Source organism: Streptomyces sp. YIM 130001, assembly GCF_003574445.1.
In the GTDB taxonomy this organism is placed as follows: domain Bacteria; phylum Actinomycetota; class Actinomycetes; order Streptomycetales; family Streptomycetaceae; genus Streptomyces.
This window is the reverse complement of record NZ_KZ984551.1, coordinates 342,538-365,045: the sequence shown is the minus strand read 5'-3', so window position 1 is coordinate 365,045 and position 22,508 is coordinate 342,538. Positions and strand designations below refer to the sequence as shown.

General features: G+C 70.9%; 22 protein-coding genes and 1 tRNA gene. 10 read left to right on the top strand and 13 right to left on the bottom strand.

The window, feature by feature from the left end:
- Positions 1 to 40: 40 nt before the first annotated feature.
- Positions 41 to 655 (bottom strand): hypothetical protein, encoded by a 615-nt coding sequence (locus DSC45_RS09480; protein ID WP_119289014.1) that lies wholly within the window; start codon positions 653 to 655, stop codon positions 41 to 43.
- A gap of 248 nt (positions 656 to 903) precedes the next feature.
- Here DSC45_RS09480 and DSC45_RS09475 point away from each other — a divergent pair, with 248 nt between their 5' ends.
- On the top strand, positions 904 to 3,747 hold the full coding sequence (locus DSC45_RS09475) for a penicillin acylase family protein (protein ID WP_119289012.1): 2,844 nt from the start codon (positions 904 to 906) through the stop codon (positions 3,745 to 3,747).
- Between the two features lie 69 nt (positions 3,748 to 3,816).
- Here the strand turns inward: DSC45_RS09475 and DSC45_RS09470 are convergent, their stop codons facing one another.
- A complete protein-coding gene (locus tag DSC45_RS09470; RefSeq protein ID WP_119289010.1) occupies positions 3,817 to 5,097 on the bottom strand; it encodes an exo-beta-N-acetylmuramidase NamZ family protein in 1,281 nt (426 codons plus the stop codon).
- 211 nt (positions 5,098 to 5,308) lie between these two features.
- Between DSC45_RS09470 and DSC45_RS09465 the strand changes: the two genes are divergently transcribed.
- From DSC45_RS09465 to DSC45_RS09455, 3 genes are read left to right on the top strand one after another with little or no spacing between them, the layout of a single operon-like run.
- A complete protein-coding gene (locus DSC45_RS09465) occupies positions 5,309 to 6,073 on the top strand; it encodes an SDR family oxidoreductase (protein WP_119289240.1) in 765 nt (254 codons plus the stop codon).
- The gene (locus DSC45_RS09460; protein WP_119289008.1) at positions 6,070 to 7,728 is read left to right on the top strand and encodes an AMP-binding protein; all 1,659 of its coding nucleotides are present in this window, start codon (positions 6,070 to 6,072) and stop codon (positions 7,726 to 7,728) included. Before DSC45_RS09465 ends, DSC45_RS09460 begins: the two co-directional genes overlap by 4 nt.
- A 30-nt stretch (positions 7,729 to 7,758) precedes the next feature.
- Positions 7,759 to 8,349 (top strand): TetR/AcrR family transcriptional regulator, encoded by a 591-nt coding sequence (locus tag DSC45_RS09455; protein WP_119289238.1) that lies wholly within the window; start codon positions 7,759 to 7,761, stop codon positions 8,347 to 8,349.
- Positions 8,350 to 8,383: 34 nt separating this feature from the next.
- Here DSC45_RS09455 and DSC45_RS09450 read toward each other — a convergent pair whose 3' ends face one another.
- From DSC45_RS09450 to DSC45_RS09425, 6 genes are all read right to left on the bottom strand, one after another.
- Positions 8,384 to 8,731 (bottom strand): PAS domain S-box protein, encoded by a 348-nt coding sequence (locus DSC45_RS09450; RefSeq protein WP_119289006.1) that lies wholly within the window; start codon positions 8,729 to 8,731, stop codon positions 8,384 to 8,386.
- Positions 8,732 to 8,820: 89 nt separating this feature from the next.
- Positions 8,821 to 10,035 (bottom strand): acyl-CoA dehydrogenase family protein, encoded by a 1,215-nt coding sequence (locus DSC45_RS09445; RefSeq protein ID WP_119289004.1) that lies wholly within the window; start codon positions 10,033 to 10,035, stop codon positions 8,821 to 8,823.
- 6 nt (positions 10,036 to 10,041) lie between these two features.
- Complete coding sequence (locus DSC45_RS09440) at positions 10,042 to 11,064, bottom strand: phosphotransferase family protein (RefSeq protein ID WP_119289003.1); 1,023 nt, start codon at positions 11,062 to 11,064, stop codon at positions 10,042 to 10,044.
- A gap of 200 nt (positions 11,065 to 11,264) precedes the next feature.
- Complete coding sequence (locus DSC45_RS09435; protein ID WP_119289001.1) at positions 11,265 to 11,591, bottom strand: DUF202 domain-containing protein; 327 nt, start codon at positions 11,589 to 11,591, stop codon at positions 11,265 to 11,267.
- The gene (locus DSC45_RS09430; RefSeq protein ID WP_119289236.1) at positions 11,588 to 11,983 is read right to left on the bottom strand and encodes a YidH family protein; all 396 of its coding nucleotides are present in this window, start codon (positions 11,981 to 11,983) and stop codon (positions 11,588 to 11,590) included. Before DSC45_RS09430 ends, DSC45_RS09435 begins: the two co-directional genes overlap by 4 nt.
- A gap of 55 nt (positions 11,984 to 12,038) precedes the next feature.
- On the bottom strand, positions 12,039 to 12,551 hold the full coding sequence (locus DSC45_RS09425) for an NUDIX hydrolase (RefSeq protein WP_119288999.1): 513 nt from the start codon (positions 12,549 to 12,551) through the stop codon (positions 12,039 to 12,041).
- Positions 12,552 to 12,708: 157 nt separating this feature from the next.
- Here DSC45_RS09425 and DSC45_RS09420 point away from each other — a divergent pair, with 157 nt between their 5' ends.
- Positions 12,709 to 14,364, top strand: coding sequence for an FAD-binding dehydrogenase (locus DSC45_RS09420; protein ID WP_119288997.1), 1,656 nt, complete (start codon positions 12,709 to 12,711; stop codon positions 14,362 to 14,364).
- 29 nt (positions 14,365 to 14,393) lie between these two features.
- On the opposite strand, the gene DSC45_RS09415 is transcribed toward DSC45_RS09420, so the two are convergent.
- Positions 14,394 to 14,813 carry an ASCH domain-containing protein gene (locus DSC45_RS09415; RefSeq protein WP_119288995.1) on the bottom strand — a complete coding sequence of 140 codons (420 nt, stop codon included), beginning with the start codon at positions 14,811 to 14,813 and terminating at the stop codon, positions 14,394 to 14,396.
- Positions 14,814 to 15,017: 204 nt separating this feature from the next.
- Between DSC45_RS09415 and DSC45_RS09410 the strand changes: the two genes are divergently transcribed.
- Both DSC45_RS09410 and DSC45_RS09405 read left to right on the top strand, forming a co-directional pair.
- Positions 15,018 to 15,965, top strand: a complete 948-nt coding sequence (locus DSC45_RS09410; RefSeq protein ID WP_119288993.1) for a hypothetical protein — start codon at positions 15,018 to 15,020, stop codon at positions 15,963 to 15,965.
- A gap of 61 nt (positions 15,966 to 16,026) precedes the next feature.
- Positions 16,027 to 17,601, top strand: coding sequence for an APC family permease (locus tag DSC45_RS09405; RefSeq protein ID WP_119288991.1), 1,575 nt, complete (start codon positions 16,027 to 16,029; stop codon positions 17,599 to 17,601).
- Positions 17,602 to 17,702: 101 nt separating this feature from the next.
- Here DSC45_RS09405 and DSC45_RS09400 read toward each other — a convergent pair whose 3' ends face one another.
- The 4 genes from DSC45_RS09400 to DSC45_RS09385 form a co-directional block, all read right to left on the bottom strand.
- Positions 17,703 to 18,206, bottom strand: coding sequence for a gluconokinase (locus tag DSC45_RS09400; RefSeq protein ID WP_162929173.1), 504 nt, complete (start codon positions 18,204 to 18,206; stop codon positions 17,703 to 17,705).
- 90 nt (positions 18,207 to 18,296) lie between these two features.
- On the bottom strand, positions 18,297 to 18,737 hold the full coding sequence (locus DSC45_RS09395; protein WP_119288987.1) for a YchJ family protein: 441 nt from the start codon (positions 18,735 to 18,737) through the stop codon (positions 18,297 to 18,299).
- Between the two features lie 45 nt (positions 18,738 to 18,782).
- Positions 18,783 to 19,262, bottom strand: a complete 480-nt coding sequence (locus tag DSC45_RS09390) for a group II truncated hemoglobin (RefSeq protein ID WP_240434551.1) — start codon at positions 19,260 to 19,262, stop codon at positions 18,783 to 18,785.
- Between the two features lie 365 nt (positions 19,263 to 19,627).
- A tRNA-Leu gene (locus DSC45_RS09385) sits at positions 19,628 to 19,715 on the bottom strand.
- Positions 19,716 to 19,892: 177 nt separating this feature from the next.
- Here DSC45_RS09385 and DSC45_RS09380 point away from each other — a divergent pair.
- The 3 genes from DSC45_RS09380 to DSC45_RS09370 all read left to right on the top strand — a co-directional run bounded on the left by DSC45_RS09380 (position 19,893) and on the right by DSC45_RS09370 (position 22,445).
- Entirely contained in the window at positions 19,893 to 21,227 is a 1,335-nt protein-coding gene (locus tag DSC45_RS09380; protein ID WP_119288985.1) for a M20/M25/M40 family metallo-hydrolase, read from the top strand.
- Between the two features lie 175 nt (positions 21,228 to 21,402).
- Positions 21,403 to 21,636, top strand: a complete 234-nt coding sequence (gene chpH, locus DSC45_RS09375; protein WP_119288983.1) for a chaplin ChpH — start codon at positions 21,403 to 21,405, stop codon at positions 21,634 to 21,636.
- 134 nt (positions 21,637 to 21,770) lie between these two features.
- Entirely contained in the window at positions 21,771 to 22,445 is a 675-nt protein-coding gene (locus DSC45_RS09370) for a chaplin (protein ID WP_119288982.1), read from the top strand.
- The last annotated feature ends 63 nt before the right edge of the window (positions 22,446 to 22,508 follow it).

Here is a 22,508-nt window from a genome sequence, read left to right as displayed (position 1 = left end):
CGGCCGTCACGCCCCCGAACCCGTCACGCCCCCGAACCCGTCAGGCCCTGACCAGCGCGCGCCCTTCGAGCGCCGACTGCCGGGCCCGGATCAGCGCATCGGGTGCGAGTACGGGCTGCGGGACCAGGATGCCGCAGCCGGTGCAGACCGGACCGGACCAGGGCTCGTGGCCCAGTTCGGAGTTCCAGGCGATGTCCGTGTTCGTGCACACCGGGCAGCGGGCGCCGGGCTCGCGCTCGAGGGCCGCGATCAGCTTGCGCAGGACGTCGGCGAGCGGCTCGGCGGGGTGGGTGTGCGGGTCGTCGCACCAGGCGATCCCGCAGCCGCCCCAGGTGCACCGGTGCCAGTGGTCCACGGTGCCCGGACGGCGCAGTCCGTGGTGCTTCTCGCGCCGGCGGCGGTCGGCGAACTCGGCCTCGTAGCCGAGCCACACGGCCCGGGCCTCCTCCAGTTCGTCGAGCGCCGCCAGCAGGCGGTCGGGTTCGGGGGTGCGGTCCTCGGGGCCGAAACCGGCCCGTGCGCACAGGTGGTCCCAGGTGGCCCGGTGGCCGTAGGGAGCGAAGCGTTCCAGGCATTTGCGCAGTGAATACCGCCGCAGTGCCAGGTCGTTGTGAGGGTCACGTACCTGTCTCGCCAGGCTGCGGAAACCGGCCATGGCAACGCACCTCCTTGAGCGGGCTGTCTTGCGTCGACGCAAGGACGTCGCGGTATAGACGTACGCCGGACCGATCCGGCTCCATCAGATTTCGAATGGCCATCATCATCGGGGCGGAATGTGCCCACTGTGACCGGACTTACGGGGGCGGACTGTGTGGTGATTCGGAAAACATGACGGGTATTCATCTTCAACCGGTGCGGTACCGCCGGTAACCTCCCGGCCATCCGTCTTCGGGAGGAGCAGGAATGCAACGGCGCATCCCACGTCCCACTGTCCGCTCGCGGGCCGGCGCGCTGCTCGCCTCCGTGGCGCTCGCGGCCGGGCTCCTCACGCCCCTGCCAGGGGCCGCCGCCGCGGAGCCGCCGCCCGCGCCCGAGGATCACTGCGCGGGTCAGTGCGCCGACATCCTCCCGCCGGGCGCCAACGGCAACGCCACGCTCGCCGAGATCCTCGCCCACCGCGTGCTCGGCACCAAGCCGGCCCACAGCGACGACCAACTCGCCCCGTACGACGCCCTGTCGACCGGATATCCCTCCCTCACCGACGCCACCCTCACCGACTTCTTCCGCGACGCCTCCTTCGGAGTGTCCGATGAGCAGGTCGACTCGGTGACCAGCCCCCGAGACGACGTCACCATCACCCGCGACAAACAGAACGGCGTCCCGCACATCAAGGGCACCACCCGCTACGGCACCGAGTTCGGCGCCGGCTACGCGGCAGGCCAGGACCGCCTGTGGCTGATCGACCTCTTCCGGCACATCGGCCGCGGCGAGTTGACCTCCTTCGCCGGCGGAGCGCTCGCCAACCAAGGTCTCGAGCAGCAGTTCTGGCCCATGGCGCCCTACCAGGAGGAGGACCTCGAGCAGCAGGTCGAGTACATCACCGAGTCCTACGGTGAGCGCGGCAAGCAGGCCATGGAGGACGCCCAGGCCTACGTGGACGGCCTCAACGCCTACCGTGAGAAGTCCAAGAAGGGCCGCTACTTCCCGGGTGAGTACGTCCTGACCGGCCACGTGGACGCGATCACCAACATCGGCGAGATCCAGCCCTTCAAGGTCACCGACCTGATCGCCCTGGCCTCCGTCGTCGGCGGTCTCTTCGGCGGCGGAGGCGGGGGAGAGGTCGAGCAGGCGCTCTCCCTGATGAAGTCCCAGGACAAGTACGGCACGAAGAAGGGCACCGAGATCTGGGAGTCCTTCCGCCAGCGCAACGACCCGGAGACCGTGCAGACCGTGCACGACGGCACCGCCTTCCCGTACGCCGGAAAGCCGGACGACCCGCGGGGAGCCGCGATGCCCGACGCGGGCTCGGTCGAACGCGAGCAGCTGGTCCACGACAAGACCGGCTCGGCGGGCACCTCGCAGAAGGACCCGGTGAAAGCCCCCGCCAAGCTGAAGAAGCTTCAGGGCATCCACGACGACGGCGTCTTCCCCGGCGGACTGCAGGGCCTCGGCGGCGAGAAGGGCGCCGGCGACCGCAAGGGCATGTCCAACGCCCTGCTGGTCTCCGGCAAACACACCGAGAGCGGAAACCCGGTCGCCGTGTTCGGCCCGCAGACCGGCTACTTCGCACCGCAGCTCCTGATGATGCAGGAGCTGGACGGCCCCGGCATCAAGGCCCGCGGCGTCTCCTTCGCCGGTGTCGGCATGTACATCCAACTGGGCCGCGGTGCGGACTACTCCTGGTCGGCCACCTCCGCCAACCAGGACATCACCGACACCTACGCCGTCGAACTCTGCGCCCCCGACGGCTCGACTCCCGGCAAGGACGCCACCCACTACCGCTACCGCGGCGAGTGCGTCCCGATGGACAAGCTGGACAAGCGCAACGACTGGAAGCCGACCCTGGCCGACTCCACGGCGAAGGGCGGCTACCGGATGCAGGTCTTCCGGACCCACTACGGCATCGTCACGCACCGCGCCACGGTCGACGGCAAACCCGTCGCGTACACCTCGCTGCGCTCCACGTACCGGCACGAGGCCGACTCGATCATCGGCTTCCAGATGTTCAACGACCCCTCGTACGTGAAGGACGCCACGTCCTTCCAGCAGGCGGCCGAACACGTCGGCTACGCCTTCAACTGGTTCTACGCCGACTCGCGCGACATCGCGTACTACAACAGCGGATCCAATCCGGTGCGCGCGAAGGACGTCGACGCCTCCTTCCCGGTCCGCGCCGAACCCGCCTACGAATGGAAGGACTTCGAGCCGAAGCAGAACACCGCCGCGTACACCCCGCCCGACCAGCACCCGCAGTCCGTGAACCAGGACTACTACGTCTCCTGGAACAACAAGCAGGCCGACGGCTACACCGCGGCCGGCTTCGGCCACAGCGCCGTGCACCGCGGCGACCTCCTCGACGACCGCGTCGCCGCCCTCGTGGACGAGGGAGGCGTCACCCGCGCCTCGCTGACCCGGGCGATGGCCGAGGCCGCCGTCACCGACCTGCGCGGCGAGCAGGTGCTCCCGGAACTCCTGAAGATCATCCGCAGCGAGGACGTCGCCGATCCCGAACTGGCCAAGTCGGTGCAGGCGTTGGAGGCCTGGCACAAGGACGGCGCGCAGCGCAGGCAGACCGAGGCGGACGCGAAGAAGTATCCGCACGCGGATGCCGTGCGACTGATGGACGCCTGGTGGCCGCGCCTGGTGGAGGCCGAGTTCGCGCCGGGACTCGGTGAGGATCTGTACCAGGCGTTCACCGAGCAGCTGGCCGTCGACGAATCGCCTTCGGCGGCGCACGGACCGACCGGAGCGCACGCCGGCTCCGCCTTCCAGTACGGCTGGTGGGGCTTCGCCGACAAGGACCTGCGGGCCGTGCTCGGCGAGCCGGTCAAGGGCGGACTCGGCGCCACATACTGCGGCGACGGCGACCTCGGCGACTGCCGCAAGGCTCTCCTCGACACCCTGACCGAGGCGGCAGCCGTACCCGCGACCGAGGTCTACCCGGGCGACGACAGCTGCGAGGCGGGTGACCAGTGGTGCGCCGACTCGATCGTGCACCGTGCGGTCGGCGGGATCACCCACCAGCCGATCCAGTGGCAGAACCGGCCCACCTACCAGCAGGTGGTGGAGTTCCCTTCCCACCGCTGAGCCGAACCGGCATCGGGGCTCGCCCGGACGTCTCCGGGCGAGCCCCGTTCGCGTACAACGGCCGCTGTGTCAGCGGTACTCGAGATACCTGCGCCGCACCGCCCGGAAGTCCGCCAGCTCGTCCTGCCAGCCGCCGACCACCTCGTCGGTGTCCGCGCCCGCGTCGATCATCGTGCGCACCCGGGTCGAACCGGTCAGCTTGTCGATCCAGTTGTCCTCGCGCCAGGCGAAGCCGCTCCACGCCTGCTTGGCCGTGATCAGCAGCGCGATCCCGGTCCGTACCGGGTCGAAGGCCTCGCGGTCGTACACATGGATCTGTACACCGCCGGCCGTCTTGCCCTCGAACTTGGAGAACGTGGGCTCGAAGTACGCCTCGCGGAAGTCGACCCCGTCCAGTTCCACCCGGTTCGCGAGTTCGGCCCACTTGCGGTCGATGCCCTCGGCGCCCAGCAGCTCGAACGGCCGGGTGGTGCCGCGGCCCTCGGAGAGGTTGGTGCCCTCGAACAGGCAGGTGCCCGAGTAGACCACCGCGGTCTCGGGTGTCGGCATGTTCGGACTCGGCGGCACCCACGGCAGGCCGGAGGCGTCGAAGAAGTCGTCGCGCCGCCAGCCCGACATCCACACGGTCTCCAGCTCGACCGGCTTCTTCAGGAACTCGCCGTTGAAGAGCCGGGCCAGCTCCGCCACCGTCAACCCGTGCGCCTGCGAGATCGGCTCGCGCCCCACGAACGTGGCGAACTCCTTGTGCAGCACCGGCCCGAGCGCCGCACGCCCGGTCACCGGATTCGGCCGGTCGAGGACCACGAAGGGCAGACCGGCGAGCGCCGCCGCCTCCATGCAGTCGTAGAGCGTCCAGATGTACGTGTAGAAACGGGCGCCCGCGTCCTGGATGTCGAAGACGACGGTCTCGACGCCCGACTCGGTGAAGATGTCCGCGAGCGGCTGCCCACTGACCTGGTACGTGTCGTAGACGGGCAGACCGGTCGCCGGATCGTCGTAGCGTCCCTCGGAGCCGCCCGCCTGTGCGGTGCCGCGGAAGCCGTGCTCGGGGCCGAACACCGCGGTCAGGTCGATCCGTTCGTCGGCGTGCATCTCGTCGACGATGTGCTGGACTCCACCGCCCGTGGGGCCGCCGCGGGTCACACCGGTCGGGTTGGTCACGATGCCGACGCGGCGGCCGGCGAGCAGCCGGTAGCCGTCCGCGGCGAGCCGCTCGTAGCCGGTACGCAGCCGACGGCCGCCACCGTGGCCCCGGTCCGCCGCGGCGGCCGCGGGAGTGGCGGCAGCCATCGCACCGGCCGCCGCAGAGGCTGTGGTGGCGGCGAGCAGGCCCCGTCTGGACAGGTTCATGTAGTGCCCTCCTTGATCGCGAGGTGACATGAGCACGCACGCTAGTCGTCGGCCGCGCCCCGGGGAACGAGCCGGACCGGAGCGGGGCCCGACGACCCCTTCCCGGATCACATACCGACTGGTTAGTCTGCGATCTCGGGTCGTTCGAAGGAGATCGATGAGTACGCCGCACGAGAAGGACACGACACACGAGCAGGACGCTTCGCAGCCGATGGACGCGCTGCAGGGCAAGGGAGTTGTCGTCACCGGCGCGGGAGGCGGGATCGGCGCCGCGCTCGCCCGGCGGTTCGCCGCCGAGGGCGCCCGCGTCGTGGTCAACGACCTGGACGTGGACCGGGCGAAGGCGGTCGCCGACGAGATCGGCGCCGTCGCCGTACCCGGCGACGCATCGGCGATCGTGACCGAGGCCCTGGCCGCACTCGACGGCACCGTCGACGTCTACTGCGCGAACGCCGGCGTGGCCTCCGGCGGCACCGAAGCCGCCGAGGAAGAGGTCTGGGACACCGCCTGGAACGTGAATGTGATGGCACACGTCCGGGCGGCACGCGCCCTGCTCCCCGGCTGGCTCGAGCGCGGCGAGGGCCGGTTCGTCTCCACCGTCTCGGCGGCCGGACTGCTCACCATGGTCGGCGCCGCTCCCTACTCGGTCACCAAGCACGGCGCCTTCGCCTTCGCCGAATGGCTGTCGCTCACCTACCGGCACCGCGGTGTGAAGGTGCACGCGATCTGCCCCCAGGGCGTACGTACCGACATGCTCACCGCCGCCGGGTCCGCCGGCGAGCTGGTGCTCGCACCGACCGCGATCGAGCCGGAGGACGTCGCGGACGCGCTCTTCCACGGGATCGCCGAGGACCGCTTCCTGATCCTCCCGCACCCCGAGGTCGGCCCGTACTACCAGGCCCGCGCCGCCGAACCCGAGCGCTGGCTCGGCGGAATGAACCGCATCCAGCGCAAGTGGGAGGAGTCTTCCCGGTGACCGGCACGACGACCTACCGCGACCGGCCCTGGCTCGCCCTCCTCAGCGACGCGCAGCGGGCGCCCGTCCATCCACCGGCCTCCGTGGTGCGGGCCTTCAGGACCGCCGCCGCCGAGGCACCGGAGCGCGCCGCGCTCGCCTACTTCGACGCGCGCCTGAGCTACGCGGAGACCGACGCGCTCTCCGACTCCGTCGCCGGACACCTCGCGGCCCGGGGCCTCGAGCGCGGCGACCGGGTCGCGATCATGCTGCAGAACTCGCCGCACTTCGTCCTCGCGCTGCTCGGCGCCTGGAAGGCAGGCGCGATCGTCGTCCCGGTGAACCCGATGTACAAATCCGCCGAGGTCCGCCACGTCCTCGACGACGCCGAGGTCACCGCCCTGGTCTGCGCGGACCGCGCCTGGGACGGGTATCTGCGCGAGACGGCCGCGGACTCCTCCGTACGCCTGGTGCTGACCGCCTGCGAGCGCGATCTGCAGACCCGGGACGACCAGCGGGTCCTCGACTTCGAGCGGCTGCAGGTCGCCGACGACGCCGATGACCTGCTCACCATCGCCCGCGCGGACCTGCCGGCGCCCGCCGACCGCGAGCCGACGGCCGACGACATCGCCCTGATCAGCTACACCTCCGGCACCAGCGGCACCCCGAAGGGCGCCACCAACCTGCACGGCGGGATCACCTACAACGCCGAGCGCCAGCGCACCGGACTCCCGATACCCGCAGGCCGGGGGTACTTCGCGCTCGCTCCGCTCTTCCACATCACCGGCATGGTCTGCGAGCTCGCCGCGTGTTTCGCCAACGCCGGCACCCTCGTCCTCGCCTACCGGTTCGAGGCCGGCGTCGTGCTCGACGCCTTCGCCGAGCACCGGCCCGCCTACACGGTCGGTCCGTCGACCGCCTTCATGGCGCTCGCCGCACACCCGGCCGCCACCCCCGGGCACTTCGCCTCGTTCCAGGTCGTCTCCTCCGGCGGTGCGCCCCTGCCGCCCGCTCTGGTGGAGAAGTTCCGTGCCGGGTTCGGACCCTCGCTGCGCAACGGCTACGGCCTCACCGAGTGCACCGCGCCCTGCGCCTCCGTACCCCCGCAGCACGAGGCGCCCGTCGACCCGGAATCCGGAACGCTGTCCGTGGGCGTCCCCGGCCCCGACGGCGTCGTACGCATCGTCGACGAGCAGGGCCGGGACGTGCCGCTCGGGGAGCACGGGGAGATCGCGGTGCGCGGCCCCCAGGTCGTCCCCGGCTACTGGCGCCGTCCGGAGGCCACCGCCGAGGGCTTCCCCGACGGGGAGCTGCGCACCGGCGACATCGGGTTCATGGACCGCGACGGCTGGCTGTACGTCGTCGACCGCAAGAAGGACATGATCAACGCGTCCGGCTTCAAGGTCTGGCCACGGGAGGTGGAGGACGTGCTGTACACCCACCCCGCGGTCCGCGAGGCAGCGGTCGTCGGCGTGCCCGACACCTACCGCGGTGAGTCGGTACGCGCGTACGTCAGCCTCCGCCCGGGCGTAGCCGTGGACCCGGGCGAACTGGCCTCGTACTGCAAGGACAGGCTGGCCGCGTACAAGTACCCGCGGGAAGTCGAGGTCCTGCCCGAACTGCCCAAGACGGCAAGTGGGAAGATCCTCCGGCGGGAACTGCGTTCCCGCCCCTAGATTCCAGTTCACGAAAGGCAGGTGGCGGCAGTGCCTAGGACGACGGACGGGGCCACGCCCGTACCGCAGCGGCTCCTGGCGGCCGCCACCCGGCTCTTCGCGGAGCAGGGGTACGACCGGACCTCGGTCCAGGAGATCGTCGAGGCCGCGGGTGTCACCAAGGGTGCCCTGTACCACTACTTCGGCTCCAAGGAAGACCTGCTGCACGAGGTCTACGCCCGGCTCCTGAGGCTCCAGCAGGACCGCCTCGACGCGGTCGCCGGCGCCGACGAACCGATCGAGACCCGGCTGCGCAACGCGGCCGCCGACGTCGTCGTCACCACCATCGACAACCTGGACGACGCATCGATCTTCTTCCGCTCGATGCACCAGCTGAGCCCCGAGAAGAACAAGCAGGTACGGGCCGAACGGCGGCGCTACCACGAACGCTTCCGCGCCCTGGTCGAGGAGGGACAGCGCTCGGGCGTCTTCTCCGATGCGACCCCCGCGGACCTGGTGGTGGACTACCACTTCGGCTCGGTGCACCACCTGTCGACCTGGTACCGCCCCGAGGGTCCGCTCACCCCGCGCGAGGTCGCGGACCACCTCGCGGACCTGCTGCTGCGGTCACTGCGGCCCTGAACGCCCGAGGGCGGACGGCCGCGGCATCAGGAGATCAGCCGAACGGGGCGACCCCGGTGCTGCCCTCGGAGGCATACACCGCCGTCGCCCCGAGCGCTGTGCCCAGGCCGTCGCTGATCACGAGGAGCCGCCCCGCGTACGTCCGCACCTCGCCGTCGGCACACAGGACGGGCAGGTCCGCGGCGAGGTCCTTCACCTCGGGGTGCGCCATCGCCCGGTGGAAGCCGGCCCAGTGGGCCTCACGGAGATGCTCGGGCACGACGAGATCCAGGCTCCGGCCGAGCGCCTCGCCGGAGCGGTGGCCGAACAGCCGCTCCGCGCCCTCGTCCCAGTGCCGGATCCTGCCCTGTACGTCGGCCGCGATCACCGCGTGGAAGACCATGCGGCCAGTCCAGCACGCCGGACGGCCGGGGACGAGGCGTCACCGCCGTGCGGGTGAGACGCCGAGCGGGGCGCCGCACCCGCCGTGCCTCACATGTACTTCTTCAACTCCCGCCGCGCCAACGAGCGTTGGTGCACCTCGTCGGGCCCGTCCGCGAGCATCAGGGTGCGGGCACCTGCCCACAGCTCGGCCAGCGGGAAGTCCTGGCTGACGCCGCCCGCGCCGTGCAACTGCACCGCGCGGTCGATGATGTCCACCACCGTGCGCGGAGTGGCGATCTTGATCGACTGGATCTCGGTGTGCGCACCGCGGTTGCCCACCGTGTCCATCAGCCAGGCGGTCTTCAGGACGAGCAGCCGCAGTTGCTCCACGGCCACCCGGGCGTCGGCGATCCACTGTTGTACCGCGCCCTGCTGGGCCAGCGGCTTGCCGAACGCGGTACGCGTCACGGCCCGACGGCACATCAGCTCGATGGCGCGCTCCGCCATCCCGATCAGGCGCATGCAGTGGTGGATGCGGCCCGGCCCGAGCCGTGCCTGGGCGATCGCGAAGCCGCCGCCCTCCTCGCCGATGAGGTTCGTCGCCGGTACCCGCACACGGTCGAAGACGACCTCCGCGTGCCCGCCGTGCCAGTGGTCCTCGTAGCCGTACACCTGCATGGCCCGGCGCACCTCGAGGCCCGGGGTGTCCCGCGGGACCAGGATCATCGACTGCTGACGGCGGATGTCCGAGCCCTCGGGATCGGTCTTGCCCATCACGATGAAGATCTTGCAGTTCGGGTTCATCGCACCGGAGATGTACCACTTGCGGCCGGAGATGACATAGCTGTCGCCGTCCCGCTCGATCCGGGTCTCGATGTTCGTCGCGTCGGACGAGGCCACCTCCGGTTCGGTCATCGCGAACGCCGACCGGATCTCGCCCTCGAGCAGCGGCTTCAGCCAGTCCGCCTGCTGCTGCGGGGAGCCGAACTGGGTGAGCACCTCCATGTTCCCGGTGTCGGGTGCCGCGCAGTTCAGTGCCGTCGGGGCCAACTGCGGGCTGCGACCGGTGATTTCGGCCAGCGGCGCGTACTGCAGGTTGGTCAGCCCCGCGCCGTGCTCGGGGTCCGGCAGGAAGAGGTTCCACAGGCCCTGCCGGCGCGCCTGCGCCTTCAACTCCTCGACCACCGGCGGCGTCTGCCAGGGCGAGTCCAGCTTCGCGTGCTGCTCCGCCAGGACCGTCTGCGCCGGGTGGACGTGCTCGTCCATGAAGGCGAGCAGCTTCTCGCGGAGTTCCTCTGTCGTCGCGTCGAATGCGAAGTCCATGGCGCGTCAGCCTTCCTGGAGGGTCGTGAGGCCGTGCTCGATGAAGACCGGGACGAGATCGCCGATGCGGTCGAAGCCCGCGCCGACGGTCTGGCCCAGGGTGTAGCGGTAGTGGATGCCCTCGAGGATCACCGCGAGTTTGAACCAGGCGAAGGCCGTGTACCAGGAGACGGCGGTGACGTCGCGCCCCGAGCGCGCGGCGTACCGCTCGATCAGCTCCGCGGGATCCGGGTGGCCCGGCGCCGAAGCGGTCGTGTTGATGGGGGAGTTGTCCACCTCGAGTTCCAGGCTGTACATCACCAGCAGGCCCAGGTCGGTCAGCGGATCGCCGAGCGTGGACATCTCCCAGTCGAGGACGGCGCGGATCCTCTGCTCCTCGTCGACCAGGACGTTGTCGAGGCGGAAGTCGCCGTGCACCACGGTCGGAGCGGGGGAGACGGGCAGCTCACGGCCGAGAGCCGCGTGCAGCTCGTCGACGCCGGCCAGTTCGCGGTTGCGCGAGGCGTCCAACTGCTTGCCCCAGCGCCGCAGCTGCCGGTCGAGGAAGCCCTCGGGCCGCCCGAAGTCGGCGAGCCCCGCTTCGCCGGGGTCGACCGCGTGCAGCTCCACCAGAGTGTCGACCAGCCCGAGCACCGCCTCCCGGGTCCGCTCCGGCCCGATCGCGGTGAGCTGCTCGGCGGTGCGGTACGGGGTCCCCGCCACGAACTCCATGACGTAGAACGGCGCGCCCGTCACCTCCTCGTCCTCGCAGAACAGCAACGTGCGCGGCACCGGCACCGCCGTCGGGTGCAAGGCGCTGATGACGCGGTGCTCGCGCTTCATGTCGTGCGCGGTGGCCAGGACATGGCCGAGCGGCGGCCTGCGCACCACCCACCGTTCGGTGCCGTCGCTGACGGCGTACGTCAGATTCGACCGGCCGCCCTCGATCAGCCGTCCGTCGAGCGGGCCGCGCACCAGGCCGGGCAGTTCGCGGTCCAGATGGCTGCGCAGCCGGTCGAGATCGAGGCCTGGGGGCTGCTCTGCGGTCATGCGGGTGGCTCCTCGGGGTAGGGACTCTGGAGAGAATGATGCCGACCAGTCGGTATGCCGTCCAGTGCCTGGGCGGAACGTGATCCGATTCTCGTCCGGCGTCCGGGCCCGGGGATATCCCTGCCCCGGGGATTCGGGGCCGAGTCGCCGCTGCGGGGCGCGGCGCTCTGCCGGCGTGGGCACGCGCCGCCACCCCCGCGTCAGAGCACCACGCCCACCGCGAAGGCCGCCAGGCCCACCGTGCACAGCGCCGCAGCCGCCACGGTCAGCGGGGGCGGCGCACCGGGCCGGTGGGAACGCGACAGCTCGCGAATACGGCGGTGAGCCACGGCGATGAACGCCAGCCAGAACAGGAACGAGCAGGCCGCCGCCACCTGCGCGAGGGCCCCCGCCTCCTCGTGCAGCGCCTGCCGGCCGGCGAGGACCGCCGCCACCGTGCAGGTCAGCGTGGTGCGCCGCCACGCGAGGCGGGTCCGCTCCGGCTGCAGGCCCGGATCACGCCGCCCCGCGTCCGGCGCGGTGCTCACCGGCCGTTCCAGCCGACCAGCACCACCGCGACCATCACCAGGGCGACCAGACCCACCGCGAGACTGAGCAGCGCCGGGAACCGCGACACCGGCAGATCCTCACCGCGCCGCATCGCCCGCTCGCACCGCACCCAGTGGTTCACGGCACGCAGCGAGCACAGCGCGCCCGTCGCGAGGAGTACCAGCGCGAGCGCCACCCGCATCCCCCAGCGCAGGTCCGGCAGGAACTGGTCGACCGCGAACCCGCCGCCGACCAGGGCGAGCGCGGTGCGGATCCACGCCAGAAAGGTGCGCTCGTTGGCGAGCGAGAAGCGGTAGTCCGGCGTATCGCCCTCCTCGCGCACCCGCTCCGGCGAGAACCACAGGCGCAACGACTCCACGAACCCGCTCACGCGTTCCACCCCGTCCTCGCCCGCACGTCGTCCGTCCCGGCCGATGCTCCGGACCTCAAGGCCGGCTCCCGCGGAACTCCCGCAGCCGGTCGTGGGCGACCCGCCCGTCCGGCACCCACTCCCACCGGTCGAGCCGCTCGGCAAGCTCCTCCTCGGTCAGGAAGCCGTGCCAGTCGACCTCCTCCACCTGCGGCCGCACCGGCAGCTCGCAGCGCACCTCGTAGACGTACGACCACCAGCAGTGCCGCCCGGACTCGTACAGGAACTTGAAGAGCGGGACGGGCTGCGCGAGCCCGGTCACGCCGAGCTCCTCGCTCGCCTCGCGCAGGGCCGCCTCGTCGTACGACTCGCCCGCGCCGACCACGCCGCCGACGAACATGTCGTACAGGGACGGATAGACCTGCTTGGTGGGGGTGCGCCGGTGGACGAAGATCCGGCCCTCGCCGTCCGTCACCTGGACGAACGCGCAGCGGTGCCGCAGTCCGAGGCGGTAGGCCTCACCCCGCGGCGACTGTCCCGTCACCCGGTCCTGTTCGTCGACGATGTCGATGATTTCGTCAGCGCTCATCCGGTCATCCAAGCAGGTCCTCCGGGTCGTTCCCGGTACGGGCCGGGCCGCGAAGGTGGCGGCCGAAGTGTTGACGGGCCGCCGGGGCACGGCTTGGATCGAACCGACATTGACGCGCGAGTAACCGGCGCGGCTGCCCCGGGAAGGACGGACGGCGATGGCGTACGACGCTGATGTGATCGTGATCGGGGCCGGGCTCGCCGGTCTGGTGGCCACCGCGGAGCTGGTGGACGCCGGCCGCAAGGTCATCCTCCTCGACCAGGAGCCCGAGCAGTCTCTCGGCGGCCAGGCGCACTGGTCCTTCGGCGGCCTCTTCTTCGTCGACTCGCCCGAACAGCGCCGGATGCGGATCAAGGACAGCCGCGAACTCGCCCTGCAGGACTGGATGGGCACCGCCGCCTTCGACCGCGAGGAGGACCACTGGCCGCGCCGCTGGGCCGAGGCGTACGTCGACTTCGCGGCCGGCGAGAAGCGGTCCTGGCTGCACGAGCGCGGCGTCCGCTTCTTCCCCGTGGTGGGCTGGGCCGAGCGAGGCGGCTACGACGCGACCGGGCACGGGAACTCGGTGCCCCGCTTCCACATCACCTGGGGCACGGGGCCCGGGGTGGTGGCGCCCTTCGAGCGCCGGGTGCGCGAGGGCGCGGCGCGCGGTCTGGTCGACTTCAGGTTCCGGCATCGCGTCACCGGCCTGAGCCGGAGCGCAGGCAGCGTCGACACGGTCAGCGGAGAGATCCTCGAACCCTCGGACATCGAGCGTGGCGAGGCCAGCAGCCGCACGGTGACCGGGCAGTTCGAGCTCAGGGCGCAGGCCGTGATCGTCACCTCGGGCGGCATCGGCGGCAACCACGAACTGGTGCGTGCCGCCTGGCCCGAGCGCCTCGGCAAGCCGCCCGAGCGCATGCTCTCCGGAGTACCCGCGCACGTGGACGGTCTGATGCTCGGCATCGCCGAGGAGGCGGGCGGCCGCCGTATCAACGGCGACCGGATGTGGCACTACACCGAGGGCATCGAGAACTGGAACCCGATCTGGGCCAAGCACGCGATCCGTATCCTGCCCGGTCCCTCGTCGCTCTGGCTCGACGCCCGCGGCAAGCGTCTGCCGGTGCCGCTCTTCCCCGGGTTCGACACGCTCGGCACCCTGGACCACATCATGCACAGCGGGCACGACTACACCTGGTTCGTGCTCAACAAGCGCATCATCGGCAAGGAGTTCACCCTCTCCGGCTCCGAGCAGAACCCGGACCTGACCGGCAGGTCCGTCCGCGACGTGATCGGCAGGGCCCGGGCGGACGTACCGGGTCCGGTCAAGGCGTTCATGGACCAGGGCGCGGACTTCGTCGTCGCGGACGACCTCGCCTCGCTCGTGCGCGGCATGAACGACCTCACCAAGGACACGTTGATCGACGAGGCGGAACTGCGCCGCGAGATCGTCGCCCGCGACCGCGAGATCACCAACCCCTTCACCAAGGACTCGCAGATCACCGCCATCCGCGGCTCCCGCAAGTTCCTCGGCGACCGGCTGATCCGCACCGCCGCCCCGCACCGCATCCTCGACCCGAAGGCCGGTCCGCTCGTCGCCGTACGGCTCAACATCCTGACCCGCAAATCCCTCGGCGGCCTCGAGACCGACCTGTCCTCGCGCGTCCTGACGGCAGGTGGCAGCCCGCTGGAGGGCGTGTACGCGGCGGGGGAGGCGGCCGGGTTCGGCGGCGGCGGGGTGCACGGATACCGCTCGCTGGAGGGCACGTTCCTCGGCGGGTGCATCTTCTCCGGGCGTGCGGCGGGGCGTGCGGCGGCGCAGGCGGTCGACTGAGGGGCCGGTCCCGAGGGCCGGAGGCCGGCTCAGTCCAGTCGCTCGGTCACCCGGAATCGTTCGGTGACCACCAGGCTGGAGTCGTCGAGGGTGAAGTCCGGGTCGGCGCGCTCGGCCCGGCACTCGGGGCCGAGCCAGAACTCCTCGTGGTCCGCCCGCCATTCGGCCACCGTCGTGTGCCCCTCGCCCTCGTCCACGGCGTGCCGCAGATCCACCGCGCCGAGCGGCAGCACCCGTACCTCGGTCGTCTCCACCACCGCGACCGGCCGCCCGGCCGAGTCGATCAGGGCGCACCGGTCGCCGGACCGCGGGAGCGGCTCGTCCGGTCCGTAAGACGCGTGCAGTGAGGTGGTGGTCGTCTTGGCCCCGCTCAGCACCGCGGCGACCAGGCTGTCCCGCAGCGGTCCGGGGAAGGCGAGTTCGAAGGGCGGCAGTTCGGCGGCAGGCATACGGGGAGCGTAACCGCAGGCCAGGGATGTCGTGCCAGCGAAATACCGGCACCCCGGCCGACCCGAGCGTTCGCGTTCCCAACTAGGTGTCAGATAAACCGAGTTGGGGCCCGCCCCAGCCTTGGGCCCTTGACGGGGGGCTGTGCCTACCGGTTTGCTGTGCGTGATCATCTGCTTGCTAACCGCGCTGTAGAGGAAACACCGGTGCCCCCACCACCGCCCCTCGGGCGTTCCCGCAAGCGTGCCAGGGAAGGGTTCGACGCCGCACTCGACGACTCGGAACTGGCCGCAGCACGGGACGCTCTCGACCGTGGCCGCTGGACCGCGGTCCGCTCGCTGCTGGCCGACACCAGCGACGACTGGGACCGCCGCGGCCATCGCCTCGTCGTCCTCGGGCAGGCCCCGTCCACCGCCTCCTGGGCCGAGGAATGGCGCCTGGCCGAACCGGAGAGCGCGGACGCCGCCGCGCTCGTCGCCGCCGCGGACGTCTTCCGCGCGCTGCGTGGGAAGTTGCGTCCCGAGAGTGCACAGGAGACCTGCCGCACGGCGGCCGCACTGGCCCCGGACGACCCGACCCCCTGGCTCGGACTCCTGCTCCTCGCCCGCTCGTTGGGCACCGAGGAAGAGGTGCTCCAGCTCTTCGACGAGGTACGCCACCGGCACCCCGACCACCATCACGCCCACCACCTGATGGTCGCCAGACTCGCCGAACGCCGCCCCGCCGCCGGGCAGGACCCGATGCACGAGGTCTACGACTTCGCCTCCTGGGCCGCCGAACAGGCCCCCGCGGACTCCCCGCTCTCGCTGCTCCCGGTGATCGCCCACACCGAGCGCTACCGGGTCCTTGCCGCCGCGGGATCCGAACCCGCCGACCCCGCCGCCTCCGACCACTGGAGCGGACGCCGGGCCCGGGGCGTGATGCGCCGGGCGTTCGACTGGTGGCTGGAATGGGACGGCATCCACCACCCGCGAGGCCGTATCGACCTCAACTTCCTTGCGCACGGCAAGTTCTGCGAGGGCCGGGCCGCGGAGGCCGCCGCGCTCTTCCAGCGCATCGGCCCGCACGCCACTCCCGCGCCCTGGTCGTACCCGAACCGGGATCCCGACAAATCCTTCCGTGCCGCGCGCCGCGCCGCGTTCGGCTCCGCTTGACCGCACGGCTCCGCGCCGCGCGACCCACCAGGTTCGCACCACGCCACGAAAGGAACACCCCATGCCCACGGGCAGTTCGAGCACCGGTCGGAGAACCGGAGAGCGCAGCGCAGGACAGGACGTCATCAACACGTACAAGGGCGAGGACCGGGCGCTGCGCGCGAACCGGCTCGGCACCGTGGGGCTGCTCCTGTCCGTACTCGCCGCCAGCGCCCCGCTGATGGTGGTCGCGGGTGTCATGCCCACCACATTCGGTGTGATGGGAGTCGTCGGTACGCCGCTGCTCTTCCTCATCCTCGGCTCCGTCCTGATCCTCTTCAGCTTCGGCTACGCGGAGATGAGCCGGCATGTGCACAACGCGGGTGCGTTCTACGCCTACATAGCCCGCGGCCTCGGCGGCACCGCCGGCGCCGGCGCCTCGCTCGTCGCCCTGGTCGCGTACAACGCCTTCCAGGTCGGCATCTACGGCATCCTCGGCTTCGAGATGTCCACCATCTTCGCCACCTATCTGGACCTCGAGGTGTCCTGGTGGGTGTTCGCCCTGATCTGTGTGGCCGTGGTGGGCCTGCTCGGCTGGCTGAAGATCGATCTCAATGCGAAGGTGCTCGGTGTTCTGCTGGTCATCGAGTTCGCCCTCGTCGTGATCTTCGACCTGGCGGCCGTCGCGGAGCCGGGCGGCGAGGGCCTCTCGCTGCACGCCTTCAATCCCGACACCCTCGGCGGCGCCGGCCTCGGCACAGCCCTGTGCTTCTGCCTCGCCGCCTTCGTGGGCTTCGAACAGGCGCCCGTCTACGCGGAGGAGACCAGCCGACCGCAGATCGTCGTCTCGCGCGTGATGTTCCTCGCGGTCGGTATCGCCGCCGTCTTCCTGGCCCTGAGCTCCTGGGCGCTGACCGTCGCCGCCGGGCCGTCCTCGATCGTGAAAGCGGCAGGCGACCAAGGGCCCAACCTGCTCTTCTTCCTTACCGAGAGCCGACTCGGCGGCACCTTCACCGACGTCCTGCACATCCTGTTCGTGACCGGCATGTTCGCGGCGGCGCTCAGCTATCACAACGTGGTGGCCCGGTACGCCTTCGCGATGGGCCGCGAAGGCCTGCTGCCCGCGACCTTCAGCCGTACGAACGCCAAGAGCGGCGCCCCCGGCACCGGTTCGCTGCTCCAGTCGGTGATCTCGGTGATCGTCGTGCTCGCCTTCGCGGTGACCGACGACGGTCCGGTCGACGACCCGACGGCGTCCGTCCTGCACCTGTTCACCTGGATGGGCAACATCGGCGCCCTCGGCGTGATCGTCCTGATGGCCAGCGCCAGCCTCGCCGTCATCGTCTTCTTCGTACGGCGCGGTGCCGCCGCGGCCCAGGCCTGGCGCCTGATCGCCTCCGGCCTCGCGGGCCTCGCCCTGGTCGGCATCGCGGTCTACACGGTCAAGGACTTCGACGTCCTGGTCGGCGCGGGCCCCGGCTCGGCGCTCAGCTGGATCCTGCCCGGCATCATCGGCCTGTCCGCCGTCGCCGGGCTCGTCTACGGAGCGGTGCTGCGCCGGGCGAAGCCGGCGGTGCACGCCCGGATCGGACTCGGCAACCAGGCCTTCCAGCTGGACAAGGCCGCGGACGCCGAGAGCCCCGACTCCTCCGCGTGAACCCTCGTGGGTACGGCTCCCGGCTCAGGCCCGGGCCGTGCCCACAGGGCGGAGGCACCACCAACTGCCGCACCCGGCAGCGTGATTGACGCAGCTCCGGTTCAGCGATGCCGCAGCGCCGCTGCCGCCTCGCGCGCCACCGTCTCGGGCCCGGAGGCCACGTCCACCCGTACGCCCGCCTCGTCCGCCTCGAGCGGCTCCAGCGTGGCGAACTGGGAGTCGATCAGCGAGCTGGGCATGAAGTGGTCCGTACGCGCCGACTGCCGCGCCGAGATCAGCTCACGCGAGCCGTGCAGATGGACGAAGACGATGCCCGGCGCGGCAGCCCGCAGCCGATCCCGGTACACCCGCTTCAGAGCCGAGCAGCTCACCACCCCGCCCTGTCCCGCACGCCCCGCGGCCCATGCGCCGATCGCGTCCAGCCACGGCCACCGGTCCTCGTCGACGAGCGGCGTACCGGAGGCCATCTTCGCCACATTGGCCGGCGAGTGGAACGCGTCGGCCTCCGCGTACGGGACGCCGAGTTCCGCCGCGAGCAGCTCTCCGACGGTTGTCTTGCCCGTACCCGACACACCCATCACGACCACGACCCGACCGGTCTCCACGGACCTCACCCTTTCCGCCCTCTGCGCACATCATCCCCATGATGCCGGAGCCCGACCGGGGGACTGCGCCCGGGCGGTGCGGGGCCGACGTCAGCCGAGCATGTCCCCGTCCACGTACACCCAGGCCCCGTCGAACCGCTCGAACCGGCTGCGCTCGTGCAGTACGCCCGGCCGCCCGCCGTCGGTGTAGCGGGCCCGGAACGTCACGGTGCCCGCGGAGTGGAACGCGCTGCCCTCCGTACTGTCCAGGATCTCCAGGCCCAGCCAGCGCGTGCCGTCCTCGAGCCCGAGACGCTGCGGACGCGTCGCGGGATGCCAGGTGCGCAGCAGATACGCGGAGTCCCGCACCGCGAACGCGGCGTACCGGGACCGCATCAGCGCCTCCGGATTCGCTGCCGCCACCCGTCCGTCGTGCAGCCGGCCGCAGCACGCGCCGTACGCGGCAGGCAGCCCGCACGGGCAAGGGGAATCCGCGCGGACGACGGTCTGCGGGCGGCTCGGGGCGCGACGGGAGGCACGGCGGGACGACATGCGCACCATTGTGCACAGTGCCTCTGTGCTGCCCGGACCGCGCGGTCAGCCGTGGTCGGGCTGCCACGGCGGGGTCTGGCCCCACTGCCACCGGGGCATGTCGGCGGCGTCCACCGGCGGCGGGTTCTCGCCGGAGTAGATCAACGCCATCCGCGTACCCCACTCGATGTAGTAGACGAACACGGCCCGGAACTCGGGGTCGGTGGGGAGGCCGACCTCGTCGGCGGCGTCCAGGAGCAGGTCCACCCAGCGACGGCGCTGCTCCTCCGTGATGTGCCGGCCCAGGTGCCTGCTCGCCATGTGCGCGTGCCCGCCGTGCTGTGCCGAGTAGGAGTCGGGGCCGCCGAACACCTCGCCCAGCCAGAGCGCGACATGGCGCGGATGACCGGGGTCCATACCCGCGAACACCGGTGCCAGGAGCGGGTCCGCGAGCACCTGGGCGTAGAAGGCGTCGGTGAGCCGGTGCAGGGCGTCCGCCCCGCCCATCCACTCGTAGACGGAAGGGGTACCGGGCTTGTCGGTCACGGCGGCTCCTGTCCGGCGCCCGTCCCGGCGCCGACGAGGTCGGTGGCGTGGTTCCGTGTCTGTTCCTGGGCCTTGTGGCCGTCCGGCGCGATCCGATGGCGATGGCGGGGTGCTCGGTCGTCGTGGCCGAGAGGACGTTCCAGCGTCGGGGTCCGCGGACAGCTTCTCGGGCGAGGAGCGGCCACGTCAGCCGATTCGGTCAATCCCGCGAGGCCTCCGGGGAATCCGGCCCTCGGCCGCCGTGCGACGGGGCCGCGCCGGGCAGGGCGTTCGCCGCTCGCGCTGTCGGAGCCGGTTCGTCCCGGTACCCGCCGACGAAGAACCCCGCAGCCGACGAGCAGCTACGGGGCCATGTACTGAAGTGATGGTGTCCGAGGGGGGACTTGAACCCCCACGCCCGATAAAGGGCACTAGCACCTCAAGCTAGCGCGTCTGCCATTCCGCCACCCGGACCAGGTGAACCGCGGTCTCCCGCGGCGACGTGGAAAACCATAGCAAACATTCGGGGGCCCCTGATCACACCCCTGGGCCGAGGTGAACGCCGTATGTCGAAGGGCGTCCGCCCTTGGGGCTCGGGGTCCGGCGCGGGAGGATGGGAGGGACCCAACCGCACCATCGGGAGGCAGCAGCGTGAGCGAGTCGAGCACGGCCGGCACCACAGGTTCCGTCCGCGGAGAGGACGAGGTCGTCGACCTCTGCCGGGACCTGATCCGCATCGACACCAGCAACTACGGCGACCACTCGGGGCCCGGCGAGCGCAAGGCAGCCGAGTACGTCGCCGAGAAGCTCGCCGAGGTCGGACTCGAACCGCAGATCTTCGAGTCCCACCCGGGCCGCGCCTCCACCGTCGCGCGGATCGAGGGCGAGGACCCCTCGAGGCCCGCACTCCTCATCCACGGCCACACCGACGTGGTGCCCGCCAACGCCGCGGACTGGACGCACGACCCGTTCTCCGGCGAGATCGCGGACGGCTGCGTCTGGGGCCGGGGAGCGGTCGACATGAAGGACATGGACGCGATGACGCTCGCCGTCGTGCGCGAGCGCATGCGCTCCGGCCGCAAGCCCCCGCGCGACATCGTCCTGGCGTTCCTCGCCGACGAGGAGGCCGGCGGCGTCTACGGCGCACGGCACCTGGTCGACCAGCACCCGCATCTCTTCGAGGGGGTCACCGAGGCGATCGGCGAGGTCGGCGGCTTCTCCTTCACCGTCAACGAGAACCTCCGCCTCTACCTCGTGGAGACCGCCCAGAAGGGCATGCACTGGATGCGTCTCACGGTCGACGGCACCGCAGGCCACGGCTCCATGACCAACAAGGACAACGCGATCACCGAGCTGTGCGAGGCCGTGGGCCGCCTCGGCCGGCACGAGTGGCCGGTCCGCATCACCAAGACGGTGCGCTCCTTCCTCGACGAACTCTCCGACGCACTCGGCACCGAGCTCGACCCCGAGGACATGGACGCCACCCTCGCCAAGCTCGGCGGCATCGCCAAGATGATCGGCGCCACCCTGCGCAACTCCGCCGCCCCGACCCAACTGGGCGCCGGATACAAGGTGAACGTGATCCCCGGCCAGGCCACCGCCCACGTCGACGGCCGCTTCCTGCCGGGCTACGAGGAGGAGTTCCTCACGGACCTGGACCGCATCCTCGGCCCGCGCGTCCGCCGCGAGGACGTGCACGGCGACAAGGCGCTCGAGACCGACTTCGACGGCCGCCTCGTCGACGCGATGCAGACCGCCCTCAAGGCGGAGGACCCGATCGCGCGCGCGGTGCCGTACATGCTCTCCGGTGGCACCGACGCCAAGTCCTTCGACGATCTCGGCATCCGGTGCTTCGGCTTCGCGCCGCTGCAGCTGCCGCCGGAGCTCGACTTCGCCGGGATGTTCCACGGCGTGGACGAGCGGGTCCCGGTGAGCGGACTCCAGTTCGGCGTGCGGGTGCTCGACCGTTTCATCGACGCCGGCTGATCCGGACCGGGCCAGAACTGCTGACCTGCTGAAACGACACTCCCAATAATCGTCCGCACGTGCGTAATCGACTGAAAAGAGTGAATGGACCAATAGGCTCGTAGCTCTGTCGGCAACTCCTCGTTACAGGTGTTGCGGTCCGCAGCTTGGACCGCATTGCCAACAAGGAGGAATAATGATCAAGAAGGTCGTCGCTGCTGCGGCTGCCACTGGTGGTCTGGTGCTCGCGGGTGCGGGCATGGCCGTCGCCGACTCGGGTGCCCAGGGCGCTGCCGTGGGTTCCCCGGGTGTCCTTTCGGGCAACGTGGTTCAGGCTCCCATTCACGTGCCGGTGAACGTCTGCGGCAACACGGTCTCCGTGATCGGGCTGCTGAACCCCGCCTTCGGCAACACCTGCGCCAACGCCTGACGTTGTGCCTCACCCCATGAGGGTCTGAGTCCTCGGCCCCGGAGCGCATCCCCTGCACTCCGGGGCCGCTGGACACTAGGCGCACGGCATCGGGCTCGTGCGCACTGAGTATGGTCAAAGGCAGGGAACAAGCTATGCGACAGGTCACGAGAAAAGGCCTGATCACGGTGGCAGCAGCGGGCGGAGTGCTCGCCATGTCCGGCGGGTACTCGTACGCCGCGGATGCCACCGGCAGTGCTTCAGGATCACCCGGAGTGGCATCGGGCAACACCGTGCAGGTCCCCGTGGACGTGCCGGTGAACGCCTGCGGCAACACGGTGGACGTCGTCGGACTGCTCAACCCGGCGATGGGCAACAGCTGCGCCAACGAAAGCGGCGGCAGCAAGGCGGGCAGCGGCTCCGGTGGCGGTGCCACCGCCACCGGCAAGAGCACCGGCTCCCCGGGCGTCCTCTCGGGCAACACCGTGCAGGCCCCCGTGCATGCGCCGGTGAACGCCTGCGGCAACTCGGTGAACGTCGTCGGACTGCTCAACCCGACTGCGGGCAACGACTGCAGCAACGACGCAGTGCCGTCGACTCCGGACACCCCGGAGACCCCGGAGACTCCCGTCACGCCGGAAACCCCCGACGAGGACCGCGTCACCGAGGCCGAGCCCAACGAGCCGGAGACTCAGCTCGTCGCCGCGGAGCCCACTGCTCAGCTCGCCGAGACCGGCAGTGAACTGCCGATCGGAGCAGCCGTACCGCTTGCCGCGGGACTGCTGCTCGGCGGTGCCGTGCTGTACCGAAAGTCGCGTCGCGCCGCGTAATCAAGGCGTCACGCGAAGGGAGTGGGCACCGTCACGGGCCCACTCCCTTTTTTGCTGTCCGTT

What these genes read in the sequence shown, in the direction of transcription:
- chpH (WP_119288983.1), top strand. Translation starts at nt 21,403, where the DNA reads ATGATCAAGAAGGTCGTCGCTGCTGCGGCTGCCACTGGTGGTCTGGTG.
- DSC45_RS09445 (WP_119289004.1), bottom strand. Translation starts at nt 10,035, where the DNA reads ATGGACTTCGCATTCGACGCGACGACAGAGGAACTCCGCGAGAAGCTG.
- DSC45_RS09405 (WP_119288991.1), top strand. Translation starts at nt 16,027, where the DNA reads ATGCCCACGGGCAGTTCGAGCACCGGTCGGAGAACCGGAGAGCGCAGC.
- DSC45_RS09480 (WP_119289014.1), bottom strand. Translation starts at nt 655, where the DNA reads ATGGCCGGTTTCCGCAGCCTGGCGAGACAGGTACGTGACCCTCACAAC.
- DSC45_RS09415 (WP_119288995.1), bottom strand. Translation starts at nt 14,813, where the DNA reads ATGCCTGCCGCCGAACTGCCGCCCTTCGAACTCGCCTTCCCCGGACCG.
- DSC45_RS09395 (WP_119288987.1), bottom strand. Translation starts at nt 18,737, where the DNA reads ATGTCGTCCCGCCGTGCCTCCCGTCGCGCCCCGAGCCGCCCGCAGACC.
- DSC45_RS09420 (WP_119288997.1), top strand. Translation starts at nt 12,709, where the DNA reads ATGGCGTACGACGCTGATGTGATCGTGATCGGGGCCGGGCTCGCCGGT.
- DSC45_RS09370 (WP_119288982.1), top strand. Translation starts at nt 21,771, where the DNA reads ATGCGACAGGTCACGAGAAAAGGCCTGATCACGGTGGCAGCAGCGGGC.
- DSC45_RS09465 (WP_119289240.1), top strand. Translation starts at nt 5,309, where the DNA reads ATGGACGCGCTGCAGGGCAAGGGAGTTGTCGTCACCGGCGCGGGAGGC.
- DSC45_RS09440 (WP_119289003.1), bottom strand. Translation starts at nt 11,064, where the DNA reads ATGACCGCAGAGCAGCCCCCAGGCCTCGATCTCGACCGGCTGCGCAGC.
- DSC45_RS09475 (WP_119289012.1), top strand. Translation starts at nt 904, where the DNA reads ATGCAACGGCGCATCCCACGTCCCACTGTCCGCTCGCGGGCCGGCGCG.
- DSC45_RS09450 (WP_119289006.1), bottom strand. Translation starts at nt 8,731, where the DNA reads ATGGTCTTCCACGCGGTGATCGCGGCCGACGTACAGGGCAGGATCCGG.
- DSC45_RS09425 (WP_119288999.1), bottom strand. Translation starts at nt 12,551, where the DNA reads ATGAGCGCTGACGAAATCATCGACATCGTCGACGAACAGGACCGGGTG.
- DSC45_RS09470 (WP_119289010.1), bottom strand. Translation starts at nt 5,097, where the DNA reads ATGAACCTGTCCAGACGGGGCCTGCTCGCCGCCACCACAGCCTCTGCG.